Annotated in this window: 23 protein-coding genes; 17 read left to right on the top strand and 6 right to left on the bottom strand. The window is 43.0% G+C overall.

Annotation, left to right across the window (positions count from 1 at the left end):
• Positions 1-41: 41 nt before the first annotated feature.
• From speB to argS, 4 genes are all read left to right on the top strand, one after another.
• Positions 42-914: an agmatinase gene (gene speB, locus NST01_RS17570; protein WP_017360073.1), complete on the top strand. Its 873-nt coding sequence runs from the start codon at positions 42-44 to the stop codon at positions 912-914.
• Between the two features lie 78 nt (positions 915-992).
• Positions 993-1,340 carry a hypothetical protein gene (locus NST01_RS17565; RefSeq protein ID WP_007497708.1) on the top strand — a complete coding sequence of 116 codons (348 nt, stop codon included), beginning with the start codon at positions 993-995 and terminating at the stop codon, positions 1,338-1,340.
• A gap of 124 nt (positions 1,341-1,464) precedes the next feature.
• The gene (locus NST01_RS17560; protein WP_007497707.1) at positions 1,465-1,887 is read left to right on the top strand and encodes a DUF1934 domain-containing protein; all 423 of its coding nucleotides are present in this window, start codon (positions 1,465-1,467) and stop codon (positions 1,885-1,887) included.
• Positions 1,884-3,557, top strand: a complete 1,674-nt coding sequence (gene argS / locus NST01_RS17555) for an arginine--tRNA ligase (RefSeq protein ID WP_017360071.1) — start codon at positions 1,884-1,886, stop codon at positions 3,555-3,557. The genes NST01_RS17560 and argS overlap by 4 nt, the downstream gene beginning before the upstream one ends.
• Before the next feature lie 405 nt (positions 3,558-3,962).
• Here argS and NST01_RS17550 read toward each other — a convergent pair whose 3' ends face one another.
• The gene (locus NST01_RS17550) at positions 3,963-4,931 is read right to left on the bottom strand and encodes a S66 family peptidase (protein ID WP_046526737.1); all 969 of its coding nucleotides are present in this window, start codon (positions 4,929-4,931) and stop codon (positions 3,963-3,965) included.
• Between the two features lie 151 nt (positions 4,932-5,082).
• Between NST01_RS17550 and cls (NST01_RS17545) the strand changes: the two genes are divergently transcribed.
• From cls (NST01_RS17545) to NST01_RS17530, 4 genes are all read left to right on the top strand, one after another.
• Positions 5,083-6,585: a cardiolipin synthase gene (cls, locus tag NST01_RS17545; RefSeq protein ID WP_046526736.1), complete on the top strand. Its 1,503-nt coding sequence runs from the start codon at positions 5,083-5,085 to the stop codon at positions 6,583-6,585.
• 105 nt (positions 6,586-6,690) lie between these two features.
• Positions 6,691-8,406 carry an ABC transporter ATP-binding protein gene (locus tag NST01_RS17540; protein ID WP_041091393.1) on the top strand — a complete coding sequence of 572 codons (1,716 nt, stop codon included), beginning with the start codon at positions 6,691-6,693 and terminating at the stop codon, positions 8,404-8,406.
• A 125-nt stretch (positions 8,407-8,531) separates the two neighbouring features.
• Positions 8,532-8,774 carry a hypothetical protein gene (locus NST01_RS17535; RefSeq protein WP_017368228.1) on the top strand — a complete coding sequence of 81 codons (243 nt, stop codon included), beginning with the start codon at positions 8,532-8,534 and terminating at the stop codon, positions 8,772-8,774.
• Positions 8,775-8,845: 71 nt separating this feature from the next.
• The gene (locus NST01_RS17530; RefSeq protein ID WP_017368227.1) at positions 8,846-9,844 is read left to right on the top strand and encodes a S66 family peptidase; all 999 of its coding nucleotides are present in this window, start codon (positions 8,846-8,848) and stop codon (positions 9,842-9,844) included.
• Positions 9,845-9,873: 29 nt separating this feature from the next.
• On the opposite strand, the gene NST01_RS17525 is transcribed toward NST01_RS17530, so the two are convergent.
• The 3 genes from NST01_RS17525 to cls (NST01_RS17515) all read right to left on the bottom strand — a co-directional run bounded on the left by NST01_RS17525 (position 9,874) and on the right by cls (NST01_RS17515) (position 12,373).
• Positions 9,874-10,128, bottom strand: coding sequence for a hypothetical protein (locus tag NST01_RS17525; RefSeq protein ID WP_017360064.1), 255 nt, complete (start codon positions 10,126-10,128; stop codon positions 9,874-9,876).
• A 73-nt stretch (positions 10,129-10,201) separates the two neighbouring features.
• Positions 10,202-11,164: a UV DNA damage repair endonuclease UvsE gene (gene uvsE, locus NST01_RS17520; protein WP_129547945.1), complete on the bottom strand. Its 963-nt coding sequence runs from the start codon at positions 11,162-11,164 to the stop codon at positions 10,202-10,204.
• 12 nt (positions 11,165-11,176) lie between these two features.
• On the bottom strand, positions 11,177-12,373 hold the full coding sequence (cls, locus tag NST01_RS17515; RefSeq protein WP_129547944.1) for a cardiolipin synthase: 1,197 nt from the start codon (positions 12,371-12,373) through the stop codon (positions 11,177-11,179).
• 143 nt (positions 12,374-12,516) lie between these two features.
• On the opposite strand from cls (NST01_RS17515), the gene NST01_RS17510 reads away from it, so the two are divergent.
• From NST01_RS17510 to NST01_RS17485, 6 genes are all read left to right on the top strand, one after another.
• A complete protein-coding gene (locus NST01_RS17510) occupies positions 12,517-14,628 on the top strand; it encodes a (Fe-S)-binding protein (RefSeq protein ID WP_144609996.1) in 2,112 nt (703 codons plus the stop codon).
• A 103-nt stretch (positions 14,629-14,731) separates the two neighbouring features.
• A complete protein-coding gene (locus NST01_RS17505; RefSeq protein WP_249476694.1) occupies positions 14,732-15,907 on the top strand; it encodes an acetyl-CoA C-acetyltransferase in 1,176 nt (391 codons plus the stop codon).
• Between the two features lie 19 nt (positions 15,908-15,926).
• Positions 15,927-16,790, top strand: coding sequence for a 3-hydroxybutyryl-CoA dehydrogenase (locus tag NST01_RS17500; RefSeq protein WP_007497692.1), 864 nt, complete (start codon positions 15,927-15,929; stop codon positions 16,788-16,790).
• Between the two features lie 11 nt (positions 16,791-16,801).
• Positions 16,802-17,914, top strand: a complete 1,113-nt coding sequence (locus NST01_RS17495; RefSeq protein WP_129547943.1) for an acyl-CoA dehydrogenase family protein — start codon at positions 16,802-16,804, stop codon at positions 17,912-17,914.
• 16 nt (positions 17,915-17,930) lie between these two features.
• A complete protein-coding gene (locus NST01_RS17490) occupies positions 17,931-19,073 on the top strand; it encodes an acyl-CoA dehydrogenase (RefSeq protein ID WP_017368220.1) in 1,143 nt (380 codons plus the stop codon).
• 131 nt (positions 19,074-19,204) lie between these two features.
• A complete protein-coding gene (locus NST01_RS17485; protein ID WP_050826685.1) occupies positions 19,205-19,402 on the top strand; it encodes a hypothetical protein in 198 nt (65 codons plus the stop codon).
• A 13-nt stretch (positions 19,403-19,415) separates the two neighbouring features.
• Here the strand turns inward: NST01_RS17485 and NST01_RS17480 are convergent, their stop codons facing one another.
• Positions 19,416-19,889 carry a DUF2798 domain-containing protein gene (locus NST01_RS17480; protein ID WP_224559426.1) on the bottom strand — a complete coding sequence of 158 codons (474 nt, stop codon included), beginning with the start codon at positions 19,887-19,889 and terminating at the stop codon, positions 19,416-19,418.
• Between the two features lie 377 nt (positions 19,890-20,266).
• On the opposite strand from NST01_RS17480, the gene rpoE reads away from it, so the two are divergent.
• Both rpoE and pyrG read left to right on the top strand, forming a co-directional pair.
• Positions 20,267-20,803 (top strand): DNA-directed RNA polymerase subunit delta, encoded by a 537-nt coding sequence (rpoE, locus tag NST01_RS17475; protein WP_017368217.1) that lies wholly within the window; start codon positions 20,267-20,269, stop codon positions 20,801-20,803.
• Between the two features lie 238 nt (positions 20,804-21,041).
• Positions 21,042-22,649 carry a glutamine hydrolyzing CTP synthase gene (pyrG, locus tag NST01_RS17470; protein ID WP_017360053.1) on the top strand — a complete coding sequence of 536 codons (1,608 nt, stop codon included), beginning with the start codon at positions 21,042-21,044 and terminating at the stop codon, positions 22,647-22,649.
• Between the two features lie 42 nt (positions 22,650-22,691).
• Here pyrG and NST01_RS17465 read toward each other — a convergent pair whose 3' ends face one another.
• The gene (locus tag NST01_RS17465) at positions 22,692-23,222 is read right to left on the bottom strand and encodes a DUF2529 domain-containing protein (protein ID WP_008343445.1); all 531 of its coding nucleotides are present in this window, start codon (positions 23,220-23,222) and stop codon (positions 22,692-22,694) included.
• Between the two features lie 180 nt (positions 23,223-23,402).
• On the opposite strand from NST01_RS17465, the gene NST01_RS17460 reads away from it, so the two are divergent.
• Positions 23,403-23,777: a response regulator gene (locus NST01_RS17460; RefSeq protein WP_003214681.1), complete on the top strand. Its 375-nt coding sequence runs from the start codon at positions 23,403-23,405 to the stop codon at positions 23,775-23,777.
• Positions 23,778-23,939 lie beyond the last annotated feature (162 nt).

The following is a 23,939-nucleotide window of genomic DNA, read 5'->3' as shown; positions in this document are numbered from 1 at the left end:
AAGTTTGCGCATTTTTTGAAGCGTAAAAGGAGGAATCTTGCATGAGATTCGACGAGGCTTATTCAGGAAAAGTGTTTATTGGAAGTCATCCGACATGGGAAGATGCGAAAGTCATTTTATACGGGATGCCGATGGATTGGACCGTCAGTTACCGTCCAGGCTCACGTTTTGGCCCGAACCGTATTCGTGAAGTATCCATTGGATTAGAGGAATACAGCCCTTATTTAGATCGTGAACTGCACGAGGTGCCATTCTTTGATGCTGGCGACATCCCGCTTCCATTTGGTAATGCACAGAAAAGCTTAGATTTAATTGAAGAGTATGTTGACAGCATTTTAGAAAAAGGGAAGTTTCCATTAGGAATGGGCGGCGAGCATCTTGTGTCTTGGCCGGTTTTCCGTGCGATGTATAAGAAATACCCTGATTTGGCCATCATCCATATGGACGCACATACAGATCTTCGTGAGGAATATGAGGGTGAGCCGCTTTCACATTCGACACCGATTCGTAAAGTGGCAGGACTTATTGGACCTGAAAATGTATACTCTTTCGGCATCCGTTCAGGGATGAAAGAAGAATTTGAATGGGCAAAAGAAGCAGGTATGCACATTTCTAAATTTGAAGTGCTGGAGCCATTGAAACAAGTATTACCAAAGCTGAAAGGCCGCCCAGTTTATGTGACAATTGACATTGATGTACTTGACCCGGCACATGCGCCTGGTACTGGAACGGTGGATGCTGGCGGTATTACGTCAAAAGAACTGCTGGCATCTATTCATGCTATTGCTGGTTCTGATGTGCATGTCGTCGGTGCAGACCTTGTGGAAGTAGCGCCTGTATACGATCATTCCGATCAAACAGCGAACACAGCAAGCAAACTTTTACGAGAAATGCTGCTTGGTTTTGTGAAATAACATCTTGATAGAGGAGCTTGTCATCTCATATGGACAAGCTCTTTTTTTTACATCGGTGACATGATAAAGGAGGCAGGTATGTTTTCTTCTGTATTGATGGTATTACTCGCTTTATGTGTGTTAGCGGCAGGCTTTCTTACGCTGAAAAGAGAGCTTGCAGCGAGTCCGCCGACGTTCACCTCGAAAAAAGAGGCAAAGGATGAGATGGTTCATCTGTTTCAGGATCGAGGCTTTTTCTATCTCACTGGCATCGCGCTGTTGATGCAGTTTGTTTATAAACAAGGGCACCTTCTCCCATTTGATTTGTTTCAGGCATTTTTGGCAAGTTCAGGTATCCAAGCACTGTTTTATCTCATCAATCGAAAAAGCGCAGGGCTCAAGACTGGACTCGTGATAGGGGTGAGCTTCATTTTTCTTTTTTTCTAAAGAGACATGTGAAGATCAAAAATGGGGTTTCATCCACACGAAGAAGAGAAATGATGGGATGATAGGCAATCGGGATTATGGTATACTATTTTAGTTAAACGGGTCTTAGCAAAGGAAGTGCAAAATGACACAAAACCAAATTTCAATTCATGTAAAGTCAGTGATGAAACCAGAGACGGAACCGGCTGAAACGATCGAATTCCGAACAACTGGAACGTATCAAGAGAAGAATGACAAAACGTATCTCACTTACCATGAAGAACATGAAATGGGTCAAGTAAAAACTGTTGTCAAAATAAGTGAAAAAGAAATTTTTGTCATGAGATCAGGTGCGATTCAAATGAAGCAGCGCTTTCTCATTGGAGAAACGACCGTGACACATTACACGATGCCATTTGGCACACTTCAGCTCGATGTGCACACACATGGTATTGATCTTGATGTAGACAATGGGCTTCTACACATTACGTACGATATGCTGACAGGTGAAGATCAAAAGCATTTACATACATTATCGATTTCATATAAGGAGGATTTACGTTCATGAATATCGCAGAACAGGTCAAAGATGCGTTAAAAGAAGAAATCATTGCGGCAGTCGTCAAAGCAGGACTTGCTGATGAAAGCCAGGTGCCGGATGTTCTTTTGGAAGTGCCAAAAGACAAAACTCACGGTGATTATTCCACCAATATGGCGATGCAGCTTGCTCGCATTGCGAAAAAAGCACCTCGTCAAATCGCCGAGGACATTGTGAATGCATTTGATAAAGGCAAAGCGTCAATCGAAAAACTGGATATTGCAGGTCCAGGATTCATCAACTTTTATATGAACAATCAATATTTAACGAAACTGATTCCGGCAGTTCTTGAAGCAAAAGAGGCTTATGGCGAAACGAATACAGGCGGCGGTCAAAAAGTGCAAGTCGAATTCGTCTCAGCCAACCCAACAGGTGACCTTCATCTTGGACATGCCCGCGGTGCAGCTGTAGGAGATTCTCTTTGCAACATCCTTGATAAAGCAGGCTTCGACGTGAGCCGTGAATACTATATCAACGATGCAGGCAATCAGATCAATAACCTTGCTCTATCTGTAGAAGTACGTTACTTTGAGGCGCTCGGTCTTGAAAAAGAAATGCCAGAGGACGGGTACAGAGGAGAAGACATCAAAGGCATCGGGCAGAAACTGGCAGATGAATTTGGTGACCGTTTCGTGCACGAATCAGAAGAAGAGCGTATGAAATTCTTCCGTGAGTACGGTTTAAAATATGAACTAGAAAAACTACGTGTCGACCTAGAGAATTTCCGTGTCCCATTTGATGTGTGGTATTCTGAAACGTCTTTATATGAAAACGGAAAAATCGAACCAGCGCTAGAAACACTTCGCGCTAAAGGCTATGTCTTTGAAGAAGATGGCGCAACATGGTTACGTTCAACTGATTTTGGTGATGACAAGGACCGTGTCCTGATTAAAAAAGACGGCAGCTTCACGTACTTGCTTCCAGATATCGCATATCACAAGGACAAATTAGACAGAGGCTTTGACCAGCTCATCAACATTTGGGGAGCGGATCATCACGGCTACATTCCTCGAATGAAAGCGGCGATCCAAGCACTCGGATATCCAGAGGACAAACTGGAAGTCGAAATCATTCAGCTTGTTCACCTTTACAAAAACGGTGAAAAGATGAAGATGAGTAAACGTACAGGTAAAGCCGTCACAATGCGTGACTTGATTGAAGAAGTGGGCTTAGATGCCACTCGTTATTTCTTTGCGATGAGAAGTGCGGCGACACATATGGACTTTGACTTAGACTTAGCGATTTCTACGTCTAACGAAAACCCTGTGTACTACGCGCAATATGCACATGCGAGAATTTGCAGCATGCTCCGTCAAGGGGAAGAAAAAGGCTACGAGCCAAACCTTGAAAAAGCAGATTTCTCTCACATTCAGTCCGATAAAGAATACGATCTTCTGAAAATCATCGGCAGCTTCCCAGAGGTTGTAGCAGAAGCGGCAGAAAAACGTATTCCGCACCGCGTCACAAACTATATCTATGATCTAGCATCAGCCCTTCACAGCTTCTACAACGCCGAGAAGGTCATTGATGTTGAAAATGAAACAAAAACAACAGCACGCCTATCACTGATGAAGGCGACACAAATTACACTAGCCAACGCATTAAAACTCATTGGCGTATCTGCACCGGAAAAAATGTAATGCAAAAAGCCCCGCTCTATTTTATGAGCGGGGCTTCTTTATATAAAAAACCCGCTATTCTCGAGAGATAGCGGGTTTTGAAAATTAACCAAGCGTATTAATAATGTTAGAAATAGAATCGAATAATTGACTAAGTACATCAGAGAACATGAGCGTATCCTCCTTTCAGAAAGCATGTAGTATGTGCGTGTCATAGGAATTACCCAAGTGTGTTAATGATGTTAGAAATAGAATCAAATAATTGGCTAAGTACATCAGAGAACATGTTTTTGCCTCCTCTCTTTTCTTTTTACATCTACTTAACGAAGGGGATGAAGGATTGGATCACTTTTTCTAAAAAAATTTTAAAAAGAAATAAAGGCATAGAAAAAGCACCCTCATATGTGGGTGCTTTTTAGGTTTTATTTATGCATGAACACGCCATTGGATTTGCCCGCCGTCGCAGGATAATTCGGCACTCCCGCCAATCGGCAAGGTGAAGACTGGCTGTGTATGTCCGATATCGACATCGTAAATCACTGGAATGTGTTGAAGCATTGGGTGCTTATCTAGAATGAACCTCAAATGTTCCTCTGTCATCTTGGATTTCTTTTGAAAACGTCCGATGATTAACCCTTTAATGGATTCGGCATGCTGCAAAAGCGAGGCAAGGTCTCTGGCGAATGTTTCAGGAAAGACCAAGTCATCATCCTCCACAAATAAGATGGCATCCTTGATGCGAGGCATAAAGGGTGTCCCTTGCAATAAGTTCAGTGTACAAAGGTTTCCGCCATATAAGGTGCCTTCAGCTGTTCCTTCTTGATAAATCCCCCATGTTGTCGGATGAAACTGCCTATTTGCTTGATCAAGATACCACGCATCATCACTCCACTTTGTAGAAGGGGTGAAATCAAATGGCTCGCTGCTCATCACGCACGCTTGAAACATGGCTGTCTGCTCCTCTTGTCCTTGTTCCATTTGGAAACTGGAGAAATGAGGACCTGAGTACGTCACCATGTCACATTTGGCGGTAATGGCGTTTGCAAGTGCGGTAATATCACTGTAGCCGCAAAGAACTTTTGGGTGCTGACGGATCAAATCATAATCTATATAAGGCAAAAGCTCATTGCAGTTAAAGCCACCGATTGCTGTCAAAATGCCGTCGACTTCATCATTTGAGAATGCCTCATGTAGATCAGATAAACGGTATTCAATAGAAGAAGAGGAATGCAGATCACATTCAAACACGTGTTGTCCAAAAGAAACAGTGAACCCTAATGCCTCTAAACGTTTTTTCGCCTGAGCCATTCCTTCTTCTGATAAAATGCTGGCACTTCGGCTTGGAGCAATTACCCGAATGTGGCTTCCCTTTTTTAAAGCAGATGGTGTACGCATCAGTCATTCGTCCCTTCCTTCACATATTTTCCATTATATCGGATCAAAACGCTCCAGTCTGTAAAAGCTAAAAGAAAGCAGCAAACCGTGCGTTTCAGACGAGCTGTGCAAAGGGTATGGAAAAGAAAAAGACAGAATGAGGGCGGAGAATGTGAAAAAGAGGAGACTGGAATTTCTATTTTTATATTTCATGATATTTGGGGCATATGTGGTGTTTTGGTGGCCGGTTCCAGCGTGGGGTTTTCAGCTTTACGCAGCTAGTTATATCGCCATCATTTTATTTAGTATTATCTCGCTTATGCTAGAGAACCGGACATCACAGCACACGCTGTTATGGATGTATGTACTGATCTTTTTCCCGATCATCGGCTATATGTTTTATTTGTTCTCGGGGCAGCTTTATGTCAAAGGACATTTGTTTAAATCAAAGAGAATGTATAACCGAGAAAAATTACGCAGAATATCAGAGCTTGAGAGTAAGCCGGATGAGACGCGTTTAACCGATAATCAGCGTGCTTTTTTTCATTACACAGAAAAAGCGACAGGGATGCATGTAAATACAAATAGTGATATGGAGATTTTAAAGAATGGAGAGGAAACCTTTCCACGTATTTTTGAAGAATTAAAAAAGGCAAAAACGTTCATCCATATAGAATATTACATGTTCAAATCTGATTTTCTCGGTCACCGGATGATGGAGATCCTAATTGAAAAAGCGAAAGAAGGAGTAGAGGTCCGATTCATCTATGATGCGGCTGGCAGCATTCGCTTCTCACGAAAAGATATTAAACGATTGAAGCAGGCGGGGATAAAGGTCGCTCCTTTTCTGCCATTAAAATACGGATTCTTTAATCAAAAATTCAATTTCCGAAATCACCGAAAAATCGTGATTATTGATGGAGAAACAGGATTTGTTGGTGGGCTCAATGTGGGGAAGGAATATGTAGGACGCGATGAAAACATCGGCTTTTGGCGTGATACGCATACGATGTTAAAGGGTGAAGCCGTTCAGACACTTCACTCCATATTTATGCTGGACTGGGAGTATGTATCAGATGAAGTGTTAATTGATGATCCGAAGTATCACACCCCGCATCCTGTGACAGGAGAAGATGTCATACAGGTCGTGCCGACTGGACCTGATATGAAGGAAAGTATGAGTGATTTATATGACGCACTCATTTCGAATGCACAGCAATTTGTCTGGATTGCGACGCCTTATTTTGTCCCAAATGAATCCATTCGCACAGCGTTAAAAATTGCGGCCACAAGAGGGGTGGATGTGCGTGTGATGGTGCCTGAGATAAACGATGGCTTTCTCACGCAATACGCCACACGATCTTATTTTTCTGAGCTTTTGAAAGAAGGCATCAAGGTGTATCACTATCAAAAAGGATTCATGCATCAAAAGGTCATGATTGCAGACGGAGAGCTTGCCTCTGTCGGAACGGCCAATGTTGATATGAGAAGCTTCCAACTCAATTTTGAGGTCAATGTCTTTACAGCGGCAAAGAAACCGATCGAGCAATTGATGGCTCATTATGAGGAAGATATGAAGGAATGTGAGCAAATGGGGCCGGTTCATTTTTATAAAAGGGGCTTAAAGGAACGTTTAAAGGAATCGTTTGCTCGGTTGTTTTCAGGTGTATTGTGAGGGAATCCAGGGGAAGAAATCATTTCCTGATCTAGTATTTCTATAATGATTCCTCTATAATTGAAAATGATTATCAATTATAGAGGAAGTGAGGTTCTTTTACATATGCTAAAACGCTTTTTTGCCTATTACAGGCCCTATCGTGGTCTGTTCTTTTTAGATTTCTTTTGCGCTGTGGCCGTCGGACTCATGGAACTAGGTTTCCCGCTGATCGTGAACTACTTCATTGATACATTACTGCCGACAGGGAACTGGACGGTCATTGCCTGGACCGCACTTGCGCTGTTTGTCATTTACGCACTCAGCTCAGTGATGCAATTTATCGTGTCGTATTGGGGGCACATGCTTGGCATTAATATTGAGACAGATATGAGAAAAAAACTATTTGATCATTTTCAGCGTCTCTCATTTAAGTTCTTTGATAACAACAAAACGGGTAAGCTTATGTCTCGAATGACCAATGACCTCATGTACATTGGTGAGGTGGCGCATCACGGACCTGAGGATTTGTTTATTGCGATTATGACCATTCTTGGCGCTTTTGCCGTTATGCTCATGATTAACTGGCAGCTTGCCATTTTAACGTTCTTGATTATGCCAGTCATCATCTGGTTAGCCCTTCATTTTAATAAAAAAATGACACAGGCAATTACACAACTCAACAATGACATTGGAGATTTTCATGCAAGGGTTGAGAACAATATTGGCGGTATTCGTCTTGTTCAAGCCTTTGCAAATGAACATTTTGAGAAAAAGCGCTTTGCTGAAAATAACAACCGCTTTCGAAAAGCGAAACTTCTTTCCTATAAAATTATGTCGGTTAACGGATCAATCAGCTATATTCTCACAAGGCTTGTGACGCTGTTTGTCCTTCTGGCAGGTACATGGTTTGTTCTTCAAGGTCAATTAACGGCAGGCGGATTTATCGCCTTTGTCTTGATCACAAATGTGTTATTCAGACCAATTGATAAGATCAACACGGTGATTGAAATGTATCCAAAAGGCATTGCCGGTTTTAAAAGCTATGTCGATTTGCTTGAAACAGAGCCAGATGTGAAGGATACAGAAGGAGCACGTGATATTTACGGCTTGAAAGGTGAAATTGAGTATCGAAACGTGACATTTGGCTACGATGAGCACAGTCATGTATTGAAGGATATCAACTTAAAGATCAAACAAGGAGAAACTGTTGCGTTTGTCGGGCCATCAGGAGCGGGGAAATCGACCATTTGCAGTCTGCTGCCTCGTTTTTATGATGTGGACGAAGGAGACATCACCATTGATGGTGTGAGCACAAAATCGATGACCTTGTCCTCTTTAAGACAGCAGATTGGCATTGTGCAGCAGGATGTCTTTTTATTCTCAGGCACCATTCGTGAGAATATTGCGTACGGCAACCTAGAAGCGAGTGATGCAGACATTTGGGAGGCGGTGCGACGTGCCCATTTAGAGGAGCTCGTTCAGCGGTTCCCAGAAGGATTGAATACGGTCATTGGTGAACGCGGCGTTAAGCTATCCGGCGGTCAAAAGCAACGCCTGTCAATTGCACGGATGTTTTTGAAAAACCCGTCTATTCTTATTTTGGATGAAGCGACGTCAGCACTTGATACAGAAACAGAAAAAGCAATCCAAGACGCACTAAGCGAACTGGCAGTCGGCCGGACGACACTCGTCATTGCTCACCGCCTTGCGACAATTAAACATGCAGACCGAATCATCGTCGTGACAGAGGAAGGCATTGAAGAACAAGGCCGTCACCAAGATTTAATTCAAATGGGCGGCGTCTATAGCAGACTGCATGAAGCGCAGTTTGGTCATTGAAGAGAAGTGATTGAATGAGTCCAGTTATTAAGCTGGGCTCTTTTTGATAGGATAAAATCTTCTTTTCCATTTAAATGGAATGTTGATATACTATAAGGCAATTGGATTCAAAAGGAGAGGATGGCTTGAGTGAAACGGCAAAAACAGTCATGATCAAAAGCATTCACTATTTGACGCTCGTTGGCTTATTTATCTTAATCATTCCCGCTGGACTCAATCCAGTCTTTTTTTATGTGGGAATGATTTTGTTTGGCATCAATACTGGAGTGAACATCATAGGTAGTTCTCTGAGCAAAAAAAAGATATTTGCGACGCTCGCCATCAGTTTTGCTGTCATATTGTTTGGGCTGTTTAAGCTCTTATATTAAATCTTAGCCCTTTTGAAAAAGGGCTTTTTTTGCTAGGATAGTAAAAACTCGTGTAGGAAGGATCTGATGGAATGAAGGGGCTTCGGCGTTTACAGAAGGGCGATAAAATAGGTATTTATTCTCCCTCAAGTCCAGCATCTGCCACCTTCCCTCTTAGGTATGAGCGGGCGAAGGAATGGCTTGAACAAAAAGGATTCAATGTGGTACCAGGATCATTAACAGGGAAAGAGGATCACTATCGTTCGGGAACAATTCAAGAACGAGCAGCTGAGCTGAATGAGCTGATGGCGAGAGAAGATTTGTCTTGTATCATGTCAATGATTGGGGGGACGAACTCGAATAGTTTGCTTCCTTATCTCGACTTTGAGCTGCTGATGAAGCATCCGAAAATCATGATTGGTTATTCAGATGCGACGGCGATTCTTTTAGCGGCTTATGAAAAAACGGGTCTGCCTGTTTTTTACGGGCCTGCACTTGTGCCGTCTTTTGGAGAGTTTGAACCATTTGTCGATCATACATATCAATCTTTCGAGGATATTCTCATTCATCCGCAGCCCATCCCATATCAGGTGAAAAAACCGCCCTTCTGGACGGACGAACGGATCAACTGGGAAGAGAAAATAAGAGACAAAGAAAAACGTCCAAACGAGTGGATGTGCGTCATTGAAGGGCAGGCAGAAGGTAGACTGATCGGCGGGAACCTAAATGCCATGTATGGCATATGGGGAAGTGAATTCATGCCTCAAATCCAAAAAGGCGATATCCTTCTCATTGAAGATTGTATGAAAACCGCCTCCACCGTCGAAAAGAACTTCTCTCTGTTAAAGATAAATGGTGTGTTTGAACGGGTATCTGGTATCCTCTTAGGGAAACATGAGCTGTTTGATGATGAAGGAACGGGCAAAAGGCCGCACGATCTCTTACTTGAAGTACTGGGAGATACAAAGAGGCCGCTCATCGCAGAATTTGACAGTGCCCATACGCATCCGATGCTCACGATGCCAATCGGTACACAAGTAAAAATGAATGCAACGTCACGCGAGGTTTGGCTGACAGAAGCGTGGATATAGAAAAAGAGCAGTTCTAATACTGCTCTTCTTTACGAAGCATGTTCTTTTTCAAATGGCTGTAGAAGGTCTTGTGCCTCTTTTCCTTCTACCACGATTAAATAGTCTGATTCTAAATGAGTGAGCCTAAAGGTTTCTAGCTCTACGATGTTCTTAATGTTGCACATTGTTTTTTTAGAATATACATATAAACGATGCTGAGCGTGCTGGCACTTTTCGTATAGAGAAATAAGCTTATGTAAATTCAATGCTTTCGCAGCAATTCGGATTGAATAGATTTGTGACATCTTCATATCCTCCTGTTAAATACTTTCTCACAATAGCTTTGTTACCCCCGTTGTGATAGAGGTAAACCTTTCTCTACGATTTCCACTCAATGGTGCCTCCGCCCGTCCGCCGATTGCCTCTGATCGCTGACAGCTCCTCAACAAGACGGAGCAAAGCCTGATCCTTTTTCTTTGCCTCAATCATAAAATCCACATCACGACCATACGGCTTTAAAGCTTGAAAAAGTGGCAATACAAAGGACATCTCCACACCATCCGCATGGCTCCGTATCGCCTTTTCTGATTTTGGTGAGGATAAGTGGATTTTAGGCGGTATGCCAGTGTTTGCCCACGTGTCAAACACTCTTGGCAGAATGTCATCAAGCGCCGCATCATCATCTTTGTTTGCCATGTGATGGTGGTAATCAAATACAAACGGGATGCTATGCTTTTCACAAACATCAAGCGTTTCTAATGACGTATAGGTTTTGTCATCATTTTCAAGCGTCATTCTCGCCTTGATATGTGCAGGAAGCTGCTTTATATTTTCATCAAAACGCTGTAAAGCAGATGCTTTGTCGCCATATGCACCTCCGACATGAATGTTCATATAGCCTTCCTTTTCAAGCTGCATGGCCTCAAGCATTTCATAATGATAGGTCATATCAATGACGGCGTTTTCTGTAATGGCTGGCTTTGGACTTGTGAACAAAGTAAATTGATTGGGGTGAAAGCTCACTCGTAATCCGTGCCGCTTTACGAGTTGACCAATCTCTAGAAATTCTTTGCGAAAGGGTGTCACAAAGTCCCACCGCACCTCAGGATGGGTGGCGAGAGGGACAATCGAGCTTGAAAAACGGTAAAGCGGAATATCATGGGCAATCGCAAAATAAAGCGTTCTTAATGTATTGACGAGGTTGGCTTTCGTCGTTCGCAATAGAGCCTCTGTCCTCTCTTCCTTTGAGAGCTTACTGTATCTTGCAAAGGTCAGCGACTTGGCAGGTGAAGCTTCCCATAAAGTGACGGCGTTGGATACATAACCAAATCGATAACGCATAGGTCAACTCCTTTATAAAAAATATGAGAACAGGGCGCCTATCCACTCAATTGGACGCGTGAGAAGTGGGCGTTGTTTGTATTTTTCTTCAGTCATCAGTTCTGACACTTCCATGTGTTCACGAATCTTTTCCTCTACATGTGCGGTGAAGGCGGGATCATCAATGGCCACATCCACTTCTTCGTTGAAAAACAAACTTCGTTTATCAAAGTTCGCCGTACTGATCATACAACGGCTATGATCGATGAGAATGGCTTTCGCATGATAAAACCCTTTATAAAAACGATACACAAGACATCCAGCAGCAATCAGATCTTTCAAATAATGAAATCCAGCTTCTTTCACAAGCGGGTGATCTGCCTTCATTGGGATGATGATGTCGACAGTCACGCCTCGCTTCCGTGCGTCAAGAAGGGCGCTTAGAAGAGGAGCAGATGGAATAAAATAGGGCGTGCAGATGGTGATTTGCTTTTTCGCCTGTTGAATATCGTGAAGAAATAAGGCCTCTAAAGAAAAACCTGCCGTCGCACGTGTAGTGCACTGTAATGTTCCCGGTTCCAGTGCAGGAAAAACCTCGTATTGCAGCTGGTGAATACCAGATGACCGGTACAAATCATTCAGAAACACATGCTGTAGGTCTGCGACAACCTGTCCTGTCATGCGCAGGTGATAGTCTTTCCAAATGCCAAACCTGCCGTTTTTCCCTATATATTCATCTCCAATATTAAACCCGCCAATGTAGCCGATCTTCCCATCGATCACCGTGATCTTTCGGTGATTTCTCATGTTTAAACGATAAATGAAAAAAGGAAAGCGTGGTTTATTTAAAAAGTAAAATCGAATGCCACTTTTTTCTAGCATCTGAATGGATGTTTGATCAAATGGATAGGAGCCTAACCGATCAGTGAGCAAAAAAACCGAAACACCTTGCTCTGCTTTCGCTTTAAGTGCTTGCAGAATCCTTTGCCCAATCTTGTCGTTCTTTACAATAAAGAACATCATATGAATAGAAGAAGAGGCTTGCTGTATATCCGTAAGAAGCTGATCAAACAGTGGTTCGCCATCATGATAAAAGGCTGCATCGCCGCTTGTTTGGTCAAAAGACCGTTCAAAAGCATGGGTAGAAAAATATTTTCTCCCTATATAAAGATCTAGCCTGACGAGTAGAACAATGACGAAGACGACGAGTAGAATGATCCATGCGATCATGAAGGTTCCTCCTTTTTTACATATGACGATAGTGTACCCAAATGGGCAAAAAATATTGACTGAATACTCATTCATTATTTATGATAGAGGTACAACATGGAAACGGAACAAAGTGGGTCTTGGGGAATGAAAGGGGGAGCAAGATGAATAGCCTTTTAATTGTTAACTTGATTGCATTTGCGGCAGTGACCGCTTACGCTGTGTATTTGTTTATTTATCTCATTCGAACACGAGCGGCGTATATTCGTCTTGGCAAAAAAGAAGAATTTCAAAAAGACATGAAAAAACGTTTAGAACGTGTTTGGGTGAATGTGTTTGGGCAAAAGAAACTGCTCAAGGACAAGAAGAGCGGCATCATTCATGTGCTGTTTTTCTATGGATTTATTTTAGTGCAGTTCGGAGCCCTTGATTTTATTATGAAGGGACTTGTTCCAGACAGCGGGCTACCATTAGGTCCGCTTTACGGTGTCTTTACATTCTTCCAAGAGGTGGTCACACTTCTCATTTTAGTGGCGGTGGTTTGGGCGTTCCATAGAAGATATGTCGAGAAGTTAGTCCGTTTAAAAAGGGGCTTTAAGTCAGGGCTTGTCCTTTTGTTTATTGGCGGATTGATGCTGACCGTATTACTGGGAAACGGAATGAACATCATTTGGCATGGGCACTCACTATCAGCAACTGAGCCAATTGCTTCCGGCATTGCTTTCTTGCTGGGCTGGCTGTCACCACTTGCGGCAACAATTGTTTTCTATGTCGCATGGTGGGTGCATCTTCTTATTTTACTGACGTTCTTAGTGTACGTCCCGCAGTCTAAGCACGCCCATCTCATCGCTGGCCCGGTCAACGTATTTGTCAGCAGATTGGACCCGCCAGGCAAACTGCAAAAAATTGATTTTGAAGATGAGACACAAGAAACGTTCGGCGTTGGGAAAATTGAAGATTTCCGTCAATCTCAGCTGATCGATCTTTACGCTTGTGTGGAGTGCGGGCGCTGTACGAATATGTGCCCGGCGACTGGGACGGGGAAAATGCTGTCTCCAATGGATTTGATTTTACGATTAAGAGATCATTTAACAAATAAAGGGGCTGCCATTACTTCAAAGACACCGTGGGTTCCGCAACTTGCTTTCAAACAGACGACAGGAAATCAGCTGGCGATGCAGGCAAGAGGAGCTGGAGCGGAAGAATCTGCGGCGAGCGCAATGTATCATCCTTCTCTCATTGGTGAGGTCATTACAGAAGAAGAAATCTGGGCATGCACGACATGCCGAAACTGTGAAGATCAGTGTCCTGTCATGAACGAACACGTCGACAAAATCATTGATATGCGCAGATACTTAGTGCTGACAGAAGGAAAAATGGATGCAGATGCACAGCGTGCGATGACAAGCATCGAGCGCCAAGGGAACCCATGGGGATTGAACCGAAAAGAAAGAGAAAACTGGCGTGAACTAAGAGAAGATGTGCATGTCCCGACAGTGAAAGAGCTGAAAAAAGCAGATCAGACCTTTGACTATTTATTCTGGGTTGGATCGATGGGGGCATATGACAATAGAAGCCAAAAGATTGCTTTTGCCTTCGCAAAACTGCTCAATGAAGCAGGGGTTTCTTTTGCCATCCTAGGCAATAAAGAGAAAAACTCAGGCGATACACCGAGAAGACTTGGGAATGAATTTTTGTTCCAAGAGCTTGCTGCAAAGAACATCGAAGAATTCCAAAAAAATGACGTAACCAAAATTGTCACGATCGATCCGCATGCTTACAATTTATTTAAAAATGAATACCCAGACTTCGGGCTCGAGGCAGAGGTGTACCATCATACAGAATTACTGGCAGAGCTAGTAAAAGAGGGAAAATTAACGCCTATTCATGAAGTGAACGAAGTCATTACTTTCCACGATTCTTGCTACCTAGGCAGATATAACGAGGTCTATGATCCGCCAAGAGATATTTTAAAATCCATTCCGGGTGTGACACTGAAAGAAATGGAACGGAATCGTGAATCCGGGATGTGCTGTGGTGCCGGCGGCGGCTTAATGTGGATGGAAGAAGAGACAGGTACTCGAATTAACACAGCGAGGACGGAGCAGGCCTTACAGGTACAGCCATCCATCATCAGCTCAGGATGCCCATATTGTTTAACCATGCTTGGGGATGGGACGAAAGCGAAGGAAGTAGAAGAGCAGGTCGGAACATTTGATGTCGCAGAACTTCTTGAAAAATCAGTGTTTGGCGAAACGAGAACGCAGGCTTCATAAAGGTGTCAGGCCGATGGATCTTCTGTTCATCGGTCGATAGATGCCGATGTTTTAAGTGCTGTCTAGCATTTATGTAAGCGGTAATAAATAGGAGGGGAAAGAAATGAGCACGACGGTCATTGTATCTGGAGCGAGAACACCATTTGGAAAACTAGGTGGAACTTTAAGTCGTTTGACTGCTGCAGAATTAGGGGGGATGACGATAAAAGCTGCGCTGGAAAGAGCCTCAAATGTTCATGAAGTGGATGAAGTCATCATGGGCAGTGTCCTTCAAGGAGGACAAGGTCAAATTCCTTCAAGGCAGGCAGCTAGACATGCAGATCTTCCTTGGTCGGTTCCGACGCAAACCATCAACAAAGTCTGTGCTTCAGGAATGCGCAGTGTCACGACAGCCGATCAAATCATTCGAGCGGGAGATGCCAAGGTGATCGTGGCAGGCGGCATGGAATCCATGTCTCATGCTCCTTATCTTCTGAAAAAAGCACGATGGGGTTACAAAATGGGAGATGGTGCTGTACAAGATGCCATGATTTTAGATGGATTAACCTGTTCGTTTACAGGTGTTCATATGGGTGAGTATGGAAGCATGGCGGCGAAAGAGCTTGACATTACACGAGAAGAACAAGACCTTTGGGCGTTAAGAAGTCATGAACGAGCCATTGAGGCGCAAAAAAGCGGCTTTTTTAAAAATGAGATCATCCCCGTTACCGTCAAGAATAAAAAAGGAGATCAGCTGATTTCAGAAGATGAAGCCCCGCGGCGTGATACGTCATATGAACGTTTGTCAAAACTGATGCCCGTTTTCGATCAGGCAGGTACGATTACCGCTGGCAATGCACCGGGTGTCAATGATGGTGCAAGTGCGCTTCTATTAATGAAAGACACATACGCCATGCAGCAAGGTGAAAAAGCTATGGCAGTTGTGCTTGGGCATGCGCAAGTGGCAGTAGAGGCAAAGGACTTTCCGAAAACACCAGCCTATGCCATCGAAAAAGTGTTAAAGAAAACAGGGAAGCGAGTAGAGGATATCGATTTGTTTGAAATCAATGAGGCTTTTTCAGCGGTTGCATTGGCATGCGAAAAAATTCTTGGACTGGATCGGCGGAAAATGAATGTGAACGGAGGGGCAGTCGCGATTGGTCACCCGATTGGAGCAAGCGGAACACGTATTATATTGACCTTGATCCATGCACTCAAACAAAGAGGCGGCGGGATCGGCATTGCGGCGATTTGCAGCGGCGGGGGTCAAGGTGATGCGATCATGATCAAGGTGGATTAAAAGGGAGGCGTTCATTGTCATGAGTATAGAAGAAACCGTCATGGTCGTTGGGGCTGGTCAAATGGGCTCGGGTATTGCCCAAGTATTTGCACAGTCAGGTTATACCGTCCTGCTCCATGATACGGAAGAGGAGCAGATTCATCGAGCCATTTCCTCTATGACCAAACAACTGACGAAACGAGCAGAAAAAGGAAAGCTGGCACATCAGGCAGTCCGTGATATTACACAGCGACTGGCTGTTTCAACAGATCTAAAGGATGTACAGCAGACGCATTTAGTGATTGAAGCCGCATCTGAACAAATGAAGATCAAAAAACAAATCTTTGAAACCCTCGATCAATTTGCACCTGATGACACGATATTTGCGACAAATACGTCTTCCTTGTCGATCACAGAATTAGCAGCCGTGACGAAACGGCCTGAGAAAGTGATTGGCATGCATTTTATGAATCCAGTTCCCGTGATGAAACTTGTGGAAGTAATCCGTGCGCTACAAACGGATGATGCCACGTACCAATTTGTTTTTGACACCGCAAAGACATTAGACAAAACCCCAATTGAAGTGGAAGACTTCCCTGGGTTTGTGTCAAATCGCATTTTGATGCCGATGATCAATGAAGCCATTTATACCCTTTATGAAGGCGTGGCAGATGTAGAAAGTATTGACGGCATCATGACGCTTGGAATGAACCATCCAATGGGCCCGCTTCGTCTCGCCGACCTCATCGGGCTCGATACTTGTTTATTTATTATGAATACCCTTCACGAGGGTCTTGGAGATAGCAAATATCGACCTTGTCCTCTTTTGAAAAAATATGTGAACGCAGGCTGGCTGGGCAAAAAGACAAAGAGAGGTTTTTACACTTACCACGACCACTCATAGGGGGAGTCAAGATGGATGTGTTGCTGACAGAAAAACAACGTCTTTGGAGAAAACGAATAGCAGAATTTGCACGCCAGCATGTATTCCCTGAAATAGAAGCGATGGAACAGGGCGTGTTCCCGAAAACGCTTTTAGCTGAAATGGGTCGGCAAGGCTTTTTAGGCATTCCGATCCCAGATAAGTATCATGGATTAGGGGCAGATTTCACAACCTATATCATGGCGATTCATGAATTATCCAAAGTAAGTGCAACCGTCGGTGTCATTGTATCCGTTCATACATCTGTTGTGACGATGCCGATTTTGGCGTTTGGAACGACTGAACAAAAAGAATCCTACGTTCCCAAGCTTGCGTCCGGGCAGAAGCTGGGCGCCTTTTGTCTAACTGAACCGAAGGCAGGATCAGATGCCTCTAGTATTCAGTTGAAAGCAGAGCGCACAGACGATCACTATGTGTTAAATGGAACGAAAATTTTTATCACAAGCGGCGGTGAAGCGGAAGTCTATCTTGTATTTGCGGTGACAGACCCTGCTTCTGCTAAGAAAAATATATCAGCATTCATTGTGGAGAAGGGGACACCAGGATTTACGATCGGAAAAGATGAGAAAAAGATGGGCCTGCATGGATCAAAAACAGTCACACTTCATTTTGACGGTGTTCGAATTCCAAAAAAACAGCTGCTCGGTGCAGAAGGAGATGGTTTTCGGATTGCCATGTCTAGCTTAAATGCGGGGAGAATTGGCATTGCGGCTCAAAGCCTTGGTATTGCAGAAGCCGCATTAGCTGAGGCGGTGACGTATTTAAAGCAGCATCCAGCTGGCCTTGAAACGACCATTCGGTTGGGCGATCTGGGCACCAAGCTGGAAGCGGCAAAACTTCTTGTCTATCAAGCGGCTTCTTATAAAGAGGCCAATCGCCCTGTCACGAAGGAAGCGTCGATGGCGAAGTTGTTTGCATCTAAAACAGCGGTTGATATTAGTACAGAAGTCATCCATTTGCTTGGTCTAGCCGGTTACACGAAGCAATACCGAGCAGAGCGGTACTTTCGTGATGCGAAAATTTGTGAGATTTATGAAGGAACAAGTGAAATACAAAGGCTGGTTATTTGTAAACAGCTAATATGAAGTGAGGTGGCTCATGATGCAGTTCCAATTAAGTGACGAACACGAAATGATACAAAAAATGGTGAGAGATTTTGCGAAAAATGAAGTGGAGCCAACAGCAGCAGAGCGAGATGAAACAGAATCGTATGATCCCGCTATTTTTCGTCAAATGGCGGAGCTTGGTTTAACGGGAATCCCTTGGCCAGAAGAAAATGGGGGGATTGGTAGTGATTATTTGGCCTATGTCATAGCGGTTGAAGAGCTCTCACGAGTGTGCGCCTCAACAGGCGTCACCCTATCTGCTCACACATCACTCGCTTCATGGCCGATCTATACATTCGGAACAGATGAGCAAAAGGAGACGTATTTAAAGCCGCTTGCAGCGGGTCAGAAGATCGGCGCATACGCACTGACCGAGAGCGGCTCGGGCTCAGATGCCGGCGGAATGAAAACAACAGCAGTAAAAGCAGGGAATGAATACGTCTTGAACGGTGCAAAGATTTTTATTACCAATGGAGGCATTGCGGATTATTATATTGTGTTTGCTGTTACTGACCAGGATGCTTCATCCCGCAATACAACCGCTTTTATTGTAGAAAAAGAGACGCAAGGCTTCTCAATCGGCAAAAAAGAAAGCAAACTGGGCATCCGCTCATCGCCAACGACAGAAATCATCTTTGAAGACTGTCGTATACCCGAAAGGAACCGGCTTGGTCAAGAAGGCGAAGGTTTTAAGATAGCGATGATGACACTTGACGGCGGCAGAAACGGTATTGCCGCACAAGCTGTTGGCATTGCTCAAGGTGCTCTGGATGCAGCAGTCAATTACGCAAAGGAGCGCAAACAATTTGGTAAACCAATCATTCAGCAGCAAGGCATTGCTTTTAAGTTAGCGGATATGGCAACGGCAATTGAGGCCTCAAGACTGCTCACCTATCAGGCAGCATGGCTTGAAACGAAAGGGCTTCCGTATGGGAAAGAATCAGCTATGTCCAAGCTTTTTGCCGGTGATACAGCCATGAAGGTGACGACAGAAGCTGTACAAATCTTCGGCGGATACGGCTATACAAAGGATTACCCAGTCGAACGATACATGCGTGATGCGAAAATCACTCAAATCTATGAAGGTACACAAGAAATTCAGCGGCTGGTCATCTCACGGAAACTGCTAGATATGTAGAAACCAAGTAAAGACCACCTGATATGAGGTGGTCTGTTTTTGTGTGAAATGTGAAATCTCTCCAATATGATCTCATATCACCTGATCACTATGGTAAAATTGGGAAAAGAACCAAAATGGAGGTTATCATGATGAACACAACATTTATTGGCATTTTAGGAATCGTCACGATGATCATATGGATTATGGTCTCCACAGAGCTTTCAAAGTCTCCAAAAAGGAAGGAAGAAAAAGAAAACAGCCGCAGAAAACTCATTGTACTCATGTCTGCGGGCACTTTATTCACCGTACCTTTGGTTTTTTCACTCATTCAGAATATCCAGCTGTAACATATCCCTTCGACTAAACCGCTGCTGTCTGTTTTAATTTCATCCATTTGAAGAAAACAAAACGGACGAGTGGTCCCATAATCAACATCTGCAAAGGGAACGCCAACATGACATTATGGCCGAAAATCGTTAAGTAATCAGATAGAATCGATTGTGTTTGAAATCCTGTGCCGATGCTTTGAACAACATATCCGCATAAAGACATGAGACACACCATCCCAAACACGATAAAGATAGAAAGAGTAAGAATAAAATAGATTTTCTTGCCTTTTGGGGCAAAACGGTTGGCTGCTTTTTTTGCTGAAGGCCCAACAATACACATCTCAATCAACAACGTGATGGCAAAACCGATCACATAGGTGAGTACACCTTCTAACCATGTCATATGTCCAAGCCGTCCATTTAAAAATAGGTTATAAAAGAACATCACTGAAAACATACAAAAACACATCAAGACACCAAATTGTATATCTTCTTTTTTTGTCATTGGCAATTTGATCAACCTCTCAAAATTAGTCTATTTATTATAGATTTCTGTTTCAATTCGTCGTAAGTGAACATTTTGTGAAGGAATAAATCCCCTTTTTTAAGAAGAGTAAATGGCTTTGTATTCATCAAAAGAGAAGACAAAAAAGCATGCAAAATGTGTACTTCACACATGAATTATGCCAATTCGGCACAAATGATTGACCGCTAGAGGCTTCTCTTGTGAAAAAATCAAAAATTAACATCAATAAAGGTGGCATAAACTCCCCTAATTTGTTTATAATGAGAGGTATGGTTTGTCGTAAGAATAAGGTATAAATACTTATTATTTCACTGATAAATGGATACATACATGTAATAGAAAGGGAGTGTCTGACCTTGAGTTTGAAAGAATACTCACAGGAACAGCTCAAACAAATGTCTTTAGTTGAACTTGCTTATGAAATTTTCAGAGACAGCAAAACACCGATTACGTTTTCCGAGTTAATAGATGAAATTGTCCGTTTGCAAGGGATACAAAAATCTGATCTTGATGATCGACTTGCTCAATTTTATACAGACTTAAATATAGATGGCCGCTTTATTTCGTTAGGTGATCAGAGATGGGGACTTCGCAGCTGGTATCCAGTTGATCAAATCGAAGAAGAAGTTCAGCCAGCTGTGAAAACAAAAGCGAAAAAGAAAAAAACAAAAGCTGCTGTCGTTGAAGAAGACTTCGATGATATTGAAGAGGAAGAAGAAATCGACGAGCTTGAAGAAGATCTTGATCTTGTTGAAGACGACGAGGACCTTGACCTAGATGATGAAGAAATCGATGAAGAGATAGAAGACTTCGACGAAGATGATGATGAAGATGATGACGGCTTAACGGAAATTGATGAAGACGATTTAGACGATGATGAGGAAGACAAATAACCCTCACAAACCGGTCCTGAAAACAGGACAAAACCGTCTTGACTTTCCAGAGCGAACTATGTAGTATGTATTTTGGGCTCTCTAAAAAAGAGTACGTAAAGATACGTTCATTTACGCTCCCTTTCATTTATTTGAAAGGGAGCTTTCTTATTTTTCAAGAGATTTAGGGATACACTCTAAAAGGATGAAGCTGTGCATGTCTAGTCATGCAAGGGTAAAAAAGAGAGGAGCATACGAAATGACAAAGTATATTTTTGTAACAGGAGGAGTTGTTTCCTCACTTGGAAAAGGGATCACGGCTGCATCGTTAGGCCGCCTTCTGAAAAATAGAGGGATGGATGTCACCATTCAAAAATTTGATCCATATATCAACGTAGACCCAGGGACAATGAGTCCATACCAGCACGGTGAGGTATTTGTCACAGACGACGGTGCTGAAACAGACCTTGACTTAGGTCACTATGAGCGTTTCATTGATATTAACTTGAATAAATACAGCAACGTCACAACAGGTAAAATCTACTCTACTGTTTTGAAGAAAGAGCGCCGCGGCGACTACTTAGGTGGAACAGTACAGGTTATTCCCCACATTACAAATGAAATCAAAGACCGTGTGTACCGTGCCGGAAAAGAAACGGGTGCAGATGTGGTCATTACAGAAATCGGTGGAACAGTAGGAGACATCGAATCCCTTCCATTCCTAGAAGCGATTCGTCAAATGAAGAGTGACATCGGCCGTGAAAACGTGATGTACATTCATTGTACCCTTGTTCCTTACATCCGTGCTGCAGGCGAACTGAAAACAAAACCAACACAGCATAGTGTAAAAGAACTTCGCAGTCTTGGTATTCAGCCAAACGTCATTGTGGTCAGAACTGAAATGCCATTGGCACAAGACATGAAGGACAAAATTGCGCTATTCTGTGATATTGATACGAAAGCAGTCATCGAATGTCAGGATGCAGATACCCTTTATTCGATTCCGCTTGATTTACAAAAACAAGGATTAGACAAGCTTGTATGTGAGCACATGAAGCTTGACTGTCAAGATGCGGACATGACGGAGTGGACGGCGCTTGTTGATAAAGTGCAAAACCTTTCAAAACAAGTCACGATTGGTCTTGTAGGGAAATATGTTGAGCTGCAAGATGCATACATTTCTGTCGTTGAATCCCTTCGTCATGCGGGCTATGCATTTGATGCGGATGTTCAAATCAAATGGATCAACGCAGAAGAAGTCACAGCAGAAAATATGGCTGATTTCGCTCAAGATGTAGACGGCATTATTGTTCCTGGAGGCTTCGGAGACCGCGGAGTAGAAGGGAAAATCATTGCAACGCAATATGCGCGTGAAAACAAAGTGCCATTCTTCGGAATCTGCTTAGGTATGCAAGTCGCATCTATCGAATATGCGAGAAACGTACTAGGTTTAGAGGGAGCACATTCCGCTGAAATTGATCCAGAAACAGCATTCCCAATCATCGACCTTCTTCCAGAACAGAAGGATGTTGATGACTTAGGTGGAACACTTCGTCTCGGCCTATACCCTTGTAAATTAAACGAAGACTCAAAAGCATTTGCTGCATACAATGACGAAGTCGTGTACGAACGCCACCGTCATCGCTATGAGTTTAATAACGAATTCAGACAGCAAATGGAAGCAGCAGGTTTTGTCTTCTCTGGTACAAGCCCAGACGGACGTCTTGTTGAAATCATTGAACTGAAGGATCACCCATGGTTCCTTGCTTCTCAGTTCCACCCAGAATTCATTTCAAGACCGACAAGACCACAGCCGTTATTTAGAGATTTCGTTGGTGCTTCACTACAGGCATCTGAATCAAAATAAAACAAAAAAACTGCCGAGAATATCATCTTCTCGGCAGTTTTTTTATTCATATTCCTCAACGATTTCTTTCACAGTAAACGATAGAGCATGGTAGACATATAAGCAGGTCATCAGTGCAGGATAGCCGAACCTTGTTCCATCTTCTGCAGGCACAAGTGGTTTTTTGAGCTGAAAATCAATGTGGACATCACAATGCTCTTCAATAAATGATGTCTCCTTTTGTGCAGGACCGACCCCGACAATAGGTGTACCTTGTTCGTGCAGCTCTTTGACAAGGGATTGAATCTCTTGATCTTCTGGATCTGAATAAAATAAAAGCACCCTGTCACTTGGATGAAGTAAGCTGCGCTCCTTTTGATCCAGCGGCAGAACCTTCGCACCCGGAAACGGTTCCTTGCTCTCAGATGCCTCTAAGGCTACAGCCGCCAGTTCATTCTTGCCATGAAAATACACGGCATGTCCACTGACAACGGCCTGAGCAAGAAGGCGTGCACCGTCTTCGATCGCTTCGGCCTGCTTATCTCCAATACGTGAAAAAATACCTGATAATTGGGTAGTGAAAATTTTTAACAAGACTCATTTCCTCCTTCTGTCAGATCATTTTATAATAGAATATAAAGAGAATATTAGGAAAAATGCTCAGAAAATGTCGTAAAGTAAACTATTATAATTAAAGGAAATGTGAAAATCAAACAGAATTATTTAACAACAGCTCTTTTTATGGCGAAAAATGAAAGCAATGGGGTGTAACAGATGAATGAGAAAATTTTAATTGTCGATGATCAGTACGGTATTAGAATATTGCTGAATGAAGTGTTTCATAAAGAAGGCTATCAAACCTTTCAAGCCGCTAATGGACTACAGGCATTAGATATTGTGAAAAACCATAGACCAAACCTCGTCCTGCTTGATATGAAAATTCCCGGAATGGATGGCATTGAGATTTTAAAACGCATGAAATTAATTGATGAAGACATTCGCGTGATCATTATGACAGCTTATGGCGAACTAGATATGATTCAAGAGTCTAAAGAGCTCGGTGCATTAACGCATTTTGCTAAACCATTTGATATTGATGAAATCCGTGATGCAGTCAAAGAATACTTGCCGCTCGAAACAAATGGCTAGATGGAAATGATTGAATCAAGTCATTCTGTTGCCGATTTGTCGAATAATTGGTATTCTAGATAAGAAGAAGAAAGCGATCTGACTTTGAAAGTTTACATATGGCGAGAAATTCTGGTCATGCTAGGGTGGAGAGCTTTTTTTAGTAAGCAAATTAGCTACATA

The sequence above is a fragment of the Bacillus sp. FSL R7-0166 genome (assembly GCF_038008935.1).
Classification (GTDB): domain Bacteria; phylum Bacillota; class Bacilli; order Bacillales; family Bacillaceae; genus Bacillus; species Bacillus altitudinis.
The sequence above is the reverse complement of the archived record's forward strand: the minus strand, read 5'-3'. Positions and strand labels throughout refer to the sequence as shown.